This is a genomic window from Herbaspirillum sp. ST 5-3, from assembly GCF_004804275.1.
Taxonomy (GTDB): domain Bacteria; phylum Pseudomonadota; class Gammaproteobacteria; order Burkholderiales; family Burkholderiaceae_D; genus Noviherbaspirillum.
In genome coordinates this window covers 59,920-72,212 of the sequence record NZ_STGI01000007.1, presented here as the reverse complement: position 1 = coordinate 72,212, position 12,293 = coordinate 59,920, and the positions used below count along the sequence as shown (strand labels likewise).

At 57.4% G+C, this 12,293-nt stretch carries 10 protein-coding genes; all 10 read right to left on the bottom strand.

Going from position 1 to position 12,293, the window contains the following annotated elements:
• Window position 1 precedes the first annotated feature (1 nt).
• Window positions 2–1,759, bottom strand: coding sequence for a pilus (MSHA type) biogenesis protein MshL (gene mshL, locus E6W33_RS14980; protein ID WP_136418124.1), 1,758 nt, complete (start codon window positions 1,757–1,759; stop codon window positions 2–4).
• Complete coding sequence (locus tag E6W33_RS14975) at window positions 1,756–2,184, bottom strand: MSHA biogenesis protein MshK (protein WP_211097350.1); 429 nt, start codon at window positions 2,182–2,184, stop codon at window positions 1,756–1,758. The genes mshL and E6W33_RS14975 overlap by 4 nt, the downstream gene beginning before the upstream one ends.
• The gene (locus tag E6W33_RS14970) at window positions 2,169–2,900 is read right to left on the bottom strand and encodes an MSHA biogenesis protein MshJ (protein ID WP_136418123.1); all 732 of its coding nucleotides are present in this window, start codon (window positions 2,898–2,900) and stop codon (window positions 2,169–2,171) included. The genes E6W33_RS14975 and E6W33_RS14970 overlap by 16 nt, the downstream gene beginning before the upstream one ends.
• Complete coding sequence (locus tag E6W33_RS14965; RefSeq protein ID WP_136418122.1) at window positions 2,897–3,577, bottom strand: PilN domain-containing protein; 681 nt, start codon at window positions 3,575–3,577, stop codon at window positions 2,897–2,899. Before E6W33_RS14965 ends, E6W33_RS14970 begins: the two co-directional genes overlap by 4 nt.
• Entirely contained in the window at window positions 3,574–4,521 is a 948-nt protein-coding gene (locus tag E6W33_RS14960; RefSeq protein ID WP_136418121.1) for an agglutinin biogenesis protein MshI, read from the bottom strand. The genes E6W33_RS14965 and E6W33_RS14960 overlap by 4 nt, the downstream gene beginning before the upstream one ends.
• A gap of 153 nt (window positions 4,522–4,674) precedes the next feature.
• Window positions 4,675–9,717, bottom strand: coding sequence for a DUF6701 domain-containing protein (locus E6W33_RS14955; RefSeq protein WP_168798659.1), 5,043 nt, complete (start codon window positions 9,715–9,717; stop codon window positions 4,675–4,677).
• Window positions 9,718–9,805: 88 nt separating this feature from the next.
• The gene (locus E6W33_RS14950) at window positions 9,806–10,315 is read right to left on the bottom strand and encodes a hypothetical protein (RefSeq protein ID WP_247869655.1); all 510 of its coding nucleotides are present in this window, start codon (window positions 10,313–10,315) and stop codon (window positions 9,806–9,808) included.
• Window positions 10,312–11,169: a type II secretion system protein gene (locus E6W33_RS14945; protein WP_136418119.1), complete on the bottom strand. Its 858-nt coding sequence runs from the start codon at window positions 11,167–11,169 to the stop codon at window positions 10,312–10,314. Before E6W33_RS14945 ends, E6W33_RS14950 begins: the two co-directional genes overlap by 4 nt.
• Window positions 11,170–11,173: 4 nt before the next feature.
• Entirely contained in the window at window positions 11,174–11,767 is a 594-nt protein-coding gene (locus E6W33_RS14940; RefSeq protein ID WP_136418118.1) for a type II secretion system protein, read from the bottom strand.
• Complete coding sequence (locus E6W33_RS14935) at window positions 11,757–12,224, bottom strand: GspH/FimT family pseudopilin (protein WP_136418117.1); 468 nt, start codon at window positions 12,222–12,224, stop codon at window positions 11,757–11,759. The genes E6W33_RS14940 and E6W33_RS14935 overlap by 11 nt, the downstream gene beginning before the upstream one ends.
• Window positions 12,225–12,293 lie beyond the last annotated feature (69 nt).

Below are 12,293 nucleotides of genomic sequence, written 5' to 3'. Positions count from 1 at the left end.
ACTACCTTAATTCCATCGCATTACGCGGCTCCAGCGCATGAATCCGCTGCTGACTTTCCGTCATGTCCTGCGCCCAGGTGCTGCTCCCTTGGACAATCGTCGGCTTCAACAGAATAACCAGTTCACGTTTCTGAGTAAGCTGATTGGTGTTGCGGAACAAGCCGCCGACAACCGGAAGGTCGCCCGCGCCGGGAACTTGCGATCGGTCGGAGGTGGATGCTTGCCGCATCAGGCCCCCGATTGCGACGATTTGCCCGTCCTGTCCACGCACGACGCTGTCCGTCTCGGACACCGTACTCGATGCGAGCGGCAGGCTGAACGATCCGGCAGTTCCCAGGTTCAAGGGTTTGTCGACCGTGGTGACATTGCTGACCGACGGGTGGATATGCAGGATGATATTGCCGTCTTCGTCGATTTGCGGCGTGACGTCCAGCGCGACGCCGGAGAAGAACGGCTGCACCGTTACGCTGGGGCTGGTAGTAGTAGTCGAGCCGGTGGCAACGGTGCTCGAACTGATGTTGGTAACGAAGAATTCATCCTTGCCGACCTTGAGCACGGCCTTTTGATTATTCAACGTGGCGATGCGCGGACTCGACAACACATGTACGGAACCCTGTGTTTCCAGGAACGAGATCAGCGCGGCGAAATTATTGGTCTGGAATGCGAGGCCAAACAACGAACCGGCCGCTGCCCCAGCGATTCCCATGTCGAGGCTGGTATTCGCAGTGATGGTTGCATTGCCTCCAGCGCCGGTGGTCGGATTCGTGCTCGCGACGCTGGTTGTCAAAGTATTGGACCGTGCAGCGGACGACAATGTAGTACCCGGTGCCATGAATCCGGCGACCGTGCGATTATTGCCAATGCCAGTAAAGGAAGCAAACGATGCCCAATTAATCCCGCTCTGGAAGCTGTCGTTCAGCTGCACTTCGAGGATCTTGGCTTCGAGAATCACCTGGCGATCGACAGCAAGCTGTGCGGCCTTGAGATAGGCGTTGACGTTTTTCAGCTCGTCCCACATGGCGCGGACTAGAATTACACCGGACTGTGGGCTGACAACCACGCTGCGCCCTTCCTTGTTGCCGACGATTGCCTCCAGCGAGGCCTTCAGCTCGCCCCAGAAATCGCTGCTGGATGTTGTACTGATCTTGCTGCTGTTAAGCGTCGTGGACGAGGTATTGGAACCTCCCGCCGGTACGCTACCCGGTTGTCCGCTCTGAGACGGAGCGGTGCCCGAGCTTGATGTATCGCTCACGGATCCGGACGTCACGCGAATGTCCGACGTTCCACGGCGATTGGCGGTCAGGTAGTTCACCGTGAATACGCGTGTTTGCAGCGTCAAGGGCTTGATGTAGATGCGTGTGCCGTCAACCTGGTAGTCATAGCCATACAATTCACGAATCGCATCCAGTGCTTCGAACAGTGTCACGTCCTTGAGGTTGGCCGACAGCGTGCCAGTCACTTCCGGATGAACCAGCATGCTGTAGCGCGTTCCGGACGCAATCGCCATGAAGAACTGACTGGCAGGCACGTTATTGAGCGCCAGGCTGAAACGTTCTTCCAAAGCATGCTTCGGCTTCGGTATCTCGATGTTGATGGGCGGGAGCAAGGCAGCCGATACCGCGTCGGGCTGCGCTTGCTTCGACGCCGCCTCCGTTGCCTTTTGCATCTCGGCCGAGATTAGATCGTAAGTCTCGCGCTTGGACGAAGAAGCGCATCCCAGCAGGCTTAAAGCAATAGCAATTGATGTAATTCTTTTCATTCCAGGGTTTGCCCTTGTTGCCGCCGTTTGTCCACGCTATTTGTCCGCTGTGGCGACGATGCGCCACGGGTTCTGTGCTTTTCGATATTCGGGAAAAGCTTCAACGCTTTCAGATCTTTGCCACTGCTTAATAGAACTTCACTCTCCGTGATCTTGACCACCTTCGCGTCGCCGACTTTGTCTCCTACCTTGACGGTCTGCCCATTGATGATGGCTTCCGCCCGATGCGGCGAAATCAGGATCGACTGCAGAATCGGTCCCGTCGCCGCCTGACCTGATGCAAGCTCGCTACTTGCAGCGGCTGGCGGACGCGTCGGATCGCTCCACACTTGCGCCACGGCAATAAAATGCACGCCGAAGGCGAGACACGCTGTTGCAAATCGAATTATTACTTGCTTCGCGGTCATATTCAAATATTGAGCCATTTCTTGTCCAAGCTCAATGTATACAGCGTCAAAGTCAGTTTCGCTTTTGGATATTCGTCCGAATCCAGCTTCGCCTTTCCCCAAAACAGCTGCCACGGCATCGCCTCAAGCTGGCTCAGGTAATCCAGCAGATCCAGATATCCGCCCTGAACAACGATTTCCACGCCATGGCGGTAGATTGCATCGGCAACCGGCTTGTCAGATGAACCGCCTGGCTTGCCATCGGCCTTGTCCTTGGGCTGGGTCGTCGTTTGCGCCACGGTTGCTTCCAGAGCGGCGGTCGGCGTATCGTTGATACCTGTGACGGACAAGGTCTTGAGCGATAACAAACGCAGCCTGCCGTTTCTTTTCAGGATGTCTTCCAGCAGGGATGACATTTTGTCCGGAGAAACCAGTCCTTTCTGCATTCCTCGCAAGGACGTTTGCATTTGCCGGAACTGTTCCTTCAGTTGTTGCAGCCGCATCTTGCTCGCACTGTCGGGATCCACAGTTTGCGCTGCAATCTTGCGCTGAATTTCGGCCTGCGCGGAGGCGATTTGCGACTGCTCCTGCTTGATGCGGTCGGACAATTGTTTTTGCCTGGCGTATTGCGGGTCCAGCAGTGTGGTATTGACCAGTACGATCAGAATCAGCGCAGCCATCGTAAAAATAATGGCACGCTCGCGTAGCGTCAGAGCATCGATTTTCAGCGCCAGCCGTTGCCAATATCGCTTCATTTATTCTTCGCTCCTGACGCTTCGGCGCGATCCTTCATCATGCCCGATGATCGCAGGCTGAATTCAATGTATGCCGGCGCCGCCGGTTTCGGAATATGACCTGCTGAATCCGTGGCGCCTTGGTCGGATGCCGGCGTGCGCATCTCGAGCGCTGCGAATGACTTCCCTTGCAGGACGGGTTCACGCTTCAGGCGGGTGATATAGGCAGGCACCAGTTCCGGCTGCAAGGCTCGTCCACGGAGCTCAATTTCATTTCCCGCGCCTTCGATAGTGAAGCCAGTCAGCCAGACCCCGTTCACGATCTCCCGAGCGAAGGCGCGCAAATAATCCGCGTAGCCCTTCGTATTGCCGAAATCGCCTTGCTGCAAGGTGTCAAAGACATGCTGCAGCGCGCTGACCTCCGCCTCGGCCTGATGCAGTTCGTCCTCAAGCGATTTTGATTTCTGCCTTGGTCCGTATGTCGCATTCACTTTGCCCAGCTCGGCTTGCGTGGCCGCCAATTGCGCAGTCGTCGCCGCGGCCTCCTTTCCATACGCTGTTACCTGGTATTGTGCGTATCCGGCCAGAAGTGCGCAGCCAGCCAGAATCAGGCCAAGCGCCTGCGCCATCGTTACGGCAGAAAAGTATTTCTTCTGCTTGAGAAAAATCGGATTGAAAAGGTTGATCTGCTGACTCACAGCGCCTTCTCCTCATGGCGCAGTGCCGCCCCCAAGGTCAGGAAATAGCGTTGCTGCGCCTCCGGCGATTTAAGCTCGGACACCTTTGACGTATCCAGCACCATCTCCAGATTCAAGGTTTCGACGGGCAAATACAGGTTCGAAGCAAGATAGGCCTGCAAACCCGAGTCCGCTGTCGGAGAGAACAGCATCAGCTTGGAAACGGTAACGAAGTGATACTGCCTGTCGAAGTGGTCCAGCGACCGCTGCAACTCCAATGTGATTCTGTCGAAAACGGCGCTACTCTGCTCGGCATCTTGCTGCGCAAGCTGGTTCGCCGTGACATCTATGCGGCGGGCCAGGTAAAGCTCGCCGGAATACGTCACCGTTAGCAAGCCGCCTTCCGCATCGAAAGACAAGAGTGCGATACCCCTCCCCTCCGGTTCCATCAATGCCGCAATATTGCGCTGTGCCATTTCGGGAATATCGATGACGCTCAACGGAATCTTGGCGTCGCCGAATAAGCTCTGCCGCTGATTGATCAACTGGTTGCGCGCCGCAATGGCGTACATGGAGTGATTACGCGCCGGCGCGTTCTTGTCGGCCGGAACGTCAAGCACGTCAATGGTCGCATCATCAATATGGAAGTCCAGCATGTCTTTCAAGCGCCATCGCACCGCAGTCTTCAATTCGTCAGGCGGAACGTTCGGCGCTTCGACCGCAAGGATCTGGTATTCGCCGGCGGACAGCAGGTTTGCGCATTGGTAGCGATTCGCGTGCAGGTCCTTGGCAAGTTTCTCCAAGCCAATCAGTTCAGAATTCTTTTCGATGACAAAAAAAGCGAGCTGTTCGACCGTGGGCAAGCCTGAAAGCGGGCGCTTGATGGAAGCTACACTGATGCCCTCTTTTTGAAGGCGTATTGCAAGCAGTCCGGCAGCTGTCTTGGCTTTTGCGAAAAACCCCATAGTCATGTTTCTTGAGAGAAGTTGCTTGAACTTAAGTTAATAAGTTATTGCTGTCAATCATTTTTCCGTAATCGAATCGCCACAACCACAGTAGTTTCCCATAGGCAATCAACTTCCGATTTTTTTGAATCTTTTTATGCGATCGCGCGCTTCCTAAAACATCTCACGGATGTAAATAACGGGCCCCGACTTATAGACGCCGAAGCTTGCGCGCCCTGTATTCGCTGGCAGATAAGGAAATACAGTCGTCGTCATATCCACGCTGCCATCGTACTTGCCGTCGCCGCCAGTCGGTTTCGCCAACCGGAATGTCGCGACCCCGTTTGTGAACACCACCGAGGTCGGTGCTGCGATACTGATTTCATTCAATGCCAGATTCTTCTTCGGATTGCTTATGTTTACCGCGCTCGTCGCAAAGCTTGTGGCGTTATCGAGCGGATTGGTGAGGAAGGTCGCCCCGTTCCACCACTGCGCCGCTACATGGATTGGCAAGGGCAGCAACTCCGAGCCGTATTCGCTGGAAAAATTCAAGCGTCCGAGGCGGCTCTTGCTGGTAAAAACAAGCCTGCGCTCATTAACGGAATTGGCATCGGCGTCGAGATCTATGTGATGCGCATCCAATGAAGTGGCTCCGGGAAGCGTTACGTCATCACTATCTTTCGGCGCACCGCCGATGCTCAGCACATCGTACGGCCCCCAAGTCGCATCGGCAGTCGTGCTGGTGGGTCGAGCCAGATAAACTTGCGTGGAAAACGTGCCAACGCCTTGCGTCCAAGAACTAACCGGGTTGGAAACGCTGGTATCGATATTTAGCCGCGAGGTGAGTCCCGTTGTCGTGCCATTGATTGCGCCCAGACCGAAGCATTGCACCCCGGCGCTGCAGCCGGTAGCAAACCAGTTTGTGCCTGTGCCCAGCGCGCCTGCGGAAAGCTTGGCGAAGTCGCCTTCATAGTTCTTCGTAGGCTGGTCGCCGGCGTTATAGGCAGTAACTTCCAGGTGGGTCAGCATCGGCTCACCCATGTAAGTGAACGTGTCCTGCGTAGATAGCACTCTGGCTCCTATCACGCTCGTCGAGGCTGCCATTGACAGCGTGACTGTGTTGCCTGAGATCGAGCTGACATTTGCGCGAAGTGCCGTGCCGCCAGGCCCTGCCCCCAGCACAACGAGGATGTCTCCCACCGAAATGCCGGTTGCATCATTTACCGTCAATGTGGCGCTGCCGATAGCAACGCTGCCGGTCGTTTCCCGCGTCATGACGATGTAGACCTTGGCACCGGTCACGCTAGTCGAAGCTGTTTTCGACAGGGTGAGCGTGTTGCCGGAAATTAAGCTGACATCTGCCTGAAGCGCCGTGCCACCGGGTCCCGCACCCAGGACGAGGAGCCTGTTTCCGGCCAAAATGCCGGTTGCCGCAGCCACCGTAAGCGCCGAACTGCCGGCACTGATGCTGCTGGTCGTGCGCGGCAGATCGCTACGCACTGCGAGGCTCCCGGCAAGCCCGAAATGATCCGGGATGAAACGGCCGACAATCTTGTCGTAGGTACCGCTTGTGTCGACGTTGCCGGCACCAAGGTAGTCGCCATCCAGGACACTTGGTTGAAGGTTGATGATACCTACCTCGTCCCATTTGAATGTGCTGCCGCTTGCTGCACCGCTGCTAAAAGTGCCGAATGCGCCGGTGAAGTTCCCATTGACGCCCCCCGAAGGCGCAACCAGCGTGGAGGTGAGCTTGACGCCTTCGGGCGAGATTTCCTTTCCAAAGTTCGGTGTCGCATTTCCCGCCGTGTCGACCGCGGTGGCAGTGATCGAAAAGTCCTCGCCGGCCCTCACGAATACTAAACCGTTCGCATCGGCGGCGGCCGGGTTTGCCGTATTAGGAGCCGCGGTCTGCTGGATATTCGACAGGACGAATCCAGCCGGCTTCACGATGAATGAATTGGATGATGTCGACAGAGTGGCTGGGGTGCTCGGTGGCGTCCCGATTCCGGCGGTCAGTGTCTTCTGCACATACAGCTTGATCTTGCCTGCGTCGCTGTATTTGAAGTTGAATGGCGCATATCCGTTACTGTCGAACGTCATGTTGACCGCAGTGTAGGTCGATACGCCGCCATTGCTGTTGCGGGATATTGCCTTGGTTTCCGCCGCGGCGAGACTTAATAAATTGCTGCCAGAGCAGGTGGTCGGATCATTGCACTCATATGCCCAATCTATCGGCGTCGTTCCCTGCAGCGCCGCTACACAGGCATTGCTGTTGTCGCTCTTCCTGACTGCACGCAAATAAAGGTTTTGGGCATTTGGGGCAACATTGGCATCCTTGCCCGCAATCTGATTGTTAATGCTGACCGGGTTCCCTGACGCATCCGCAAACAGAAAGCCCGTGTCCAAAAACTGTGCGCGCACGTCCTCCGTGATATCGCCTTCCAGATCGGTCTTGCTGCCGTCCGTCACGCTGATGTTGATGTGCGGCGCAGTGGTCGGGGTGGTCTGCGTCAACCAGAAGTCAACCGAGTTCTCAGCGCCGGAAAAGGTATATTTGTTTGGAGGCGTGAATACGCCTGCGCCGCTCTTCAAGGCCCACCCTCCCGCTGCCGGCGAAGTGGAAAGCGTGATCTGTGTGTTGGCGGCAGGAGGAACGACGCTATGGTCTGAGGCGTGCCCCGTAATCCGCACTGCCATCGCTTCGCAAGTCACGCCAGGATTAACCAATGGATAGCTGATGGCATAGTGCGTTACCAGCGCCCCGCAGGAATGGGTATTGTTCTTGAGTTGAGTGACCTGTGAAGAGCTTAGCGCTCCACTGAATGCATAGAACTCGTCGATGTAGCCGTTCGCTGAATTGGAGGTATAGCTTCCGGCGGTATTGTTGATTGCCGTGGACCGCTGAGCTCCGATGTAAAGCGTGTTGGTATTTCCCAGCGTTCCGTTGACACCGGTGGTTGAAGTTGCCACCGGAGTAGGATTCCCATCCAGATAAATGTATAGGCGGTCTGCGCCGAGATTCCACGTCACCGCAATGTGGTGCCAGGTGTTCGCTGCAAACGAATAAGAAGGCGAGGTTGCATTACTGTTTGTATCCCCGCTGTCTTCCAGCGCAAACATGAGGCTGCCGTTGGTCCTCTTTACAAGATAAAAATGCTTGTCTGCATTGCCGCCGCCCAGATTGTTTGACGCGTCGAAGAGCATACGGTCGTTCCCATCGTTCCAGACAGTATTGCTGCTATACCAGAACGCAATCGAGCCGGCATTGCCGAGGTTACTGTTGACATCAACGGGGGTGCTGACACCTTGCGACGTGCCACTCGGAATGAATCCAGCGCCACAGGTGCCCGGATTGCCGGAAATGGCGCTTCCTGCGGGAATGGAGGGCGGGTAGCCTGTTGGCGCAGCACTACCAAGGACTGTGCCATCATGTCCGAGGCCGCTTGAATCCGGCACTACGCCGCCGGTCCATGCCGCCTCGTCCATGATGTAGTAGGCATAGGCGGCCGGCAGGATGGTATAGGTATCGCTTGCCGTATTGTTCGCCAAATTGGCGTCATACTGGGTGCCGGTGACCGTCGCGCTGGTCGTCTTGGAACCTGTCGCGGTTGCGCCGACCGCGACGGTCAGGATGACCGATGTAGCCCCTCCGCTGGCAAGGCTTCCGCTGTAGTTGCAGCCGGAGGCATTGCATGTCCAGCCTCCTCCCACTCCGGAGACGAAGGTAAGCCCCGATGGCAAGGTGTAGGTCAGAGAAATCGGGCCGGGCTCATTGAGCGGTCCATTATTGTTCACGGTGAGCGTATAGGTCGTACTCTGGCCTTGTGTGAGCGCGCCGTTGCGCACCATGGCCAACGCCAAATCCGCGCTCGCGACGCCATGGCTGTCGGTGGCCATGTCATTACCGCTATCGTTGTCGAAATTCGTCCCCGTAACGGTAGCGCTGTTGCTGATCGTTCCCGATGCCGATGCGCTGACGCCGACTGTCAGCGTCACGGTTGGCGCCGTTGTTCCGTTTGCGAGACTACTGTTGTAGGTGCAAGTGACGGTTCCCGAGGCAAAATTGCACGACCATCCCGTGCCGCTAGCTGACACGAAGCTAAGCCCGGCAGGAAGAGTATCTCTGACGATGATCGGTCCGGCTTCGTTGCTCGGACCATTGTTGGTGACGTTGATGGCGTAGCTGGCGTTCTGGCCGCGATTCAGCGTACCGTTGAGCACCTTGGTAATGGACAGGTCCGCCACCGGGGTGTTGGTGACGCTGATGACTTCCATGGACAGCAGCACGAGGTCGGCGCCCGAGCTGTAGACCGAGGTTGCCGAGGTCGCGCCGGGAGTCAGGTATGGGCCGATATCATACGCGTCGAAGTCGACGCCATAAGACGCCGTATCCACCGCGCCAGCCCCGCGGATGGTAGACACGGAATTGAACTGATTACCAATCGGGTTACTGGTGTCGGAGAGCGTTGTCGAATTGAACCGAAGCTGTTCGCTGAAGCCATTCTGCGATGTCGAGTTCGTGACGTCGCCTTCCCAAGTCAAATGCCCGAGCCGGCCGTCGATATTGCTTGCGGGCGTGCGGAAATTCGAGATCGTCAGCGGAATGTTGGATCCGTAGAAGGGCTGGAACCCCTCATAAACGTTAAGCACGCGAAATCGTTCGGTAGCGGGGTTTTCGTAGACCACGAGCAGCGCCCAGCCGGCCAGCACGGCCTGACTGCTATACCAGGGATCGCCATTCTCGACAGTCAATCCGGAAAAGGTATACGTGCCGTCGCCTTTCGCAGTCACGGTCGCTGTCACGTCGGCCACACCGGAGAAGTAATTGATCCCGGTGACGCCGGCTGCGTTCGTAATAGTGTACTGGCGGTCGGCCGTAATCGCATTACCTTCAAAGTTGACGCTGTAATCCGGTGTGTCACCGGATCCGGCCCAATAGAGATAAGCAGCGCGGATGGTAGCGCCCGAAAGTCCCGAAAGCGTTACCGTTGTCAGTGCAGAGCCTGCGGCTGTGGTCGCCCCGCTGACGAGCGATGATGCAGTCGTATTACTGGTGTTGTCGCCCGTACGAAGCGTGCGCTGTGCGCCGACGAAATTGACGTAACCGGCGAAGCTGTTATACAGGGAAGGCATCGTGTCGGCGAACGCCGCTGGCCCGAAGAAAATCAGGCCGATGCACAGCAACCACAGTGAAAACAGATTTCGTTTTTTTCTCATATCCAGCATTCCTCGCCATGCGCCCTGCATCCGCACGCTGCAGCACTTGCATCGTTCGGGCACCCGCCCGGGTACCGCTCATCCGTTATTAGCAGGGCACAACCGTTGGGCCAACCGTGGCGCCGCACTTGCTCACCAAAACCCTGATCTGCCGCTCGACACGATTGACATCGCCTACTGCCCCGCCGCCACTTGCTGTCGACGTCAGTTGATAAACCACAATCGTGTGAACCGGGGTGGCCGCTTCGGTAAAGGTTTGGCTCGTGCAGCTGACCGCGACGGCGAAGCCTTCCAGGTTTATCGCGGTGTTGCCGAAACAGGCCGGCAGGCTATAAGTCGCGTTATCCGGATCCATCACCTGGTACACACCCCACTCGACCCCGGCGCGCGCCGCATGGTACGCGCGCGACCCTTGCAAATCCTGGGCGGAAGTCTGTTGCTGGGTCGTCGAAACGCTGACGATTGCCGCTCCCAACGCCGCCAGAGCCACCAGCAAGAAGATGGCCGAGACGAGCGTAAAGCCGCGCTGCCGGAAGGACATCACTGCTTGCGCTCGGGTCCTGCGCAGTATTGAGAGACCGTACATGTGCGTCTTCATGGCGTGTTATCCACGTTGACCTGATAGCGCAGCTGCACGGTTTCTCCATCCTTGGTCAAGGCAAGATAAATCGATACCAGGCCCAGATGCTGCTGCGCGACGGTAGTGTAGGTCATCCAGCAAGCCGAGACATTCGTCGCCAGCGTCGCCCTTACGTGATTGGCGTAGCCATCCAGCGCCGCAACCGTGACAGGCTGACTTGTCTGGATCGCATAACCGGAATAGCGATACAAGACGCCGTTGGCGGGGTTGCTGCTATCGGGCTGGCAGACATAGCTGACTGGCGTGCTGATCACCTGGAAGCGGCTCCCGGGCGAGGCGAAAGGGAACTCCGTGCCGGCGGGGCTGAAAGAAATGCTGCTGACGCTGCCGAACGGTGCGGATGCGGCACGGCGGCTGGTTCCTTGGTACGCATCCGAGCCATCCGCCCCCGGGATACCGAGGTTGTAGATGACAATCTGGTCGCCATTCTGAACGTCCACATTCGGTCCCAGCACATTGAAGCTGCTGTCAGGAGTGGACAGGTCAAAGTCGAGCGGATTCCCCGTTCCCGTATCCGTGACGGCGGCCCGGTAGCGCCCAGCTGTCTTGATAGGCAGGAATTCAAGGAAGCTGCTCGTCGCATCCACGCGCACGCTGTTCGGCAACGCCGCCTGGATGTCGCGCGCCATGCGACGCACAGCGGTATCGGCAATATCGGTCAACTCGGCGCGCCGCACCGTATCGAAATAGGCCTGCACCGGCGCCCTGATGAACACTGCGACGATCGCGCCGATTACGCCGGTGAGGACGATGACTATAACCGCCTCCACGAGCGTAAAACCGCGATTTCTGCAGGAGTATCTTATCGGCATGGCGTCATCCTGCAGAATTCGGCGCATAGCGCAGGCGGTAGCCGGTCAGGGTGACGGAATCCCTGCCGCTGTTGTATGTAATCGTGACCTGAATCCTGAGCGCGGCACCGTCCGGCACCGCCGACGGCGACTGCGGAAGGCCGTTTCCGGCGCGCGTAATGGTGACGCTCGCGCTGTAGCCGCTCATGGCGTTGTTGCCGCTAATGTCGTCGATATTCGACTTGGTGAAACCCCCGTAGTCGGCAACATTGTTGAATGGCGTGCTCAGGCTGTAACGGGTTTCGCCTGCCGGCGTCGGAGCGATCAGCGCCGCGCCGCCCTTGTCCTCATCGTTCGCGCACTGATTCCCGGCCGTTGCCGTCAACACATTCGCATCCTGCGGGTCGCAATAGGTGAACGGATGCTGCTCGATCTCGGTCAGCAATGCTTCGGCTATCGCGATGGCCTGCTTGCGCTGCATCGGATCGGCACTGCCTTTCACGGCGACGTTGAACACCATCAGGATGCCGGCGATGCCGACGCTCACGACCACGATGAACATGATCAGCTCGACCATCGTGAGGCCGTTCATGCGGCGAAGCGGTGGGTTAATGGACATAACCGGTCTCCGCCTCGACGGCGATGGAATTGGCCGCGCCGGTGATCTGGATGGTGCCCGGCGAGGATGTGGGTCTGCCCAGTGCATCGAAATTGAACGCGTTCGGCGTGCCCGTAAATGTCACGCTGCCATCCGCCGTCACGGTGTAGGGAGGCGTCCCCTGGGGGCCACTCAAAGGCTTGTCGCAGGCGCCGGCCACAGTCTCCGGATTGGTCGATGCGATATTCAACTGTACCGAATGATTGGTCGGAAACGACACGCAAACCAGCCGCCGCTGTGCGATCGCCGCTTTCTGCGCATAACGCAGGATAGAAACAGTTTCTTCATAAAAGCGGCGCGCGTCGTAGGTCTGCCGTTCGAAAAAGCGCGGCAACGCGAACACGGCAAGAATGCCGACAATGATCATGACACTGATCAGTTCGACGAGCGTGAAGCCGGTTGTTCTTGTATGTATCATCAGCGATCGACGTCTCATAATATCCAAGGAATGGCAGCGGCGATGCCGATGTGGCACCTGATACCGGCT

What these genes read in the sequence shown, in the direction of transcription:
- mshL (WP_136418124.1), bottom strand. Translation starts at nt 1,759, where the DNA reads ATGAAAAGAATTACATCAATTGCTATTGCTTTAAGCCTGCTGGGATGC.
- E6W33_RS14975 (WP_211097350.1), bottom strand. Translation starts at nt 2,184, where the DNA reads ATGGCTCAATATTTGAATATGACCGCGAAGCAAGTAATAATTCGATTT.
- E6W33_RS14970 (WP_136418123.1), bottom strand. Translation starts at nt 2,900, where the DNA reads ATGAAGCGATATTGGCAACGGCTGGCGCTGAAAATCGATGCTCTGACG.
- E6W33_RS14960 (WP_136418121.1), bottom strand. Translation starts at nt 4,521, where the DNA reads ATGGGGTTTTTCGCAAAAGCCAAGACAGCTGCCGGACTGCTTGCAATA.
- E6W33_RS14955 (WP_168798659.1), bottom strand. Translation starts at nt 9,717, where the DNA reads ATGAGAAAAAAACGAAATCTGTTTTCACTGTGGTTGCTGTGCATCGGC.
- E6W33_RS14950 (WP_247869655.1), bottom strand. Translation starts at nt 10,315, where the DNA reads ATGAAGACGCACATGTACGGTCTCTCAATACTGCGCAGGACCCGAGCG.
- E6W33_RS14945 (WP_136418119.1), bottom strand. Translation starts at nt 11,169, where the DNA reads ATGCCGATAAGATACTCCTGCAGAAATCGCGGTTTTACGCTCGTGGAG.
- E6W33_RS14940 (WP_136418118.1), bottom strand. Translation starts at nt 11,767, where the DNA reads ATGTCCATTAACCCACCGCTTCGCCGCATGAACGGCCTCACGATGGTC.
- E6W33_RS14935 (WP_136418117.1), bottom strand. Translation starts at nt 12,224, where the DNA reads ATGATACATACAAGAACAACCGGCTTCACGCTCGTCGAACTGATCAGT.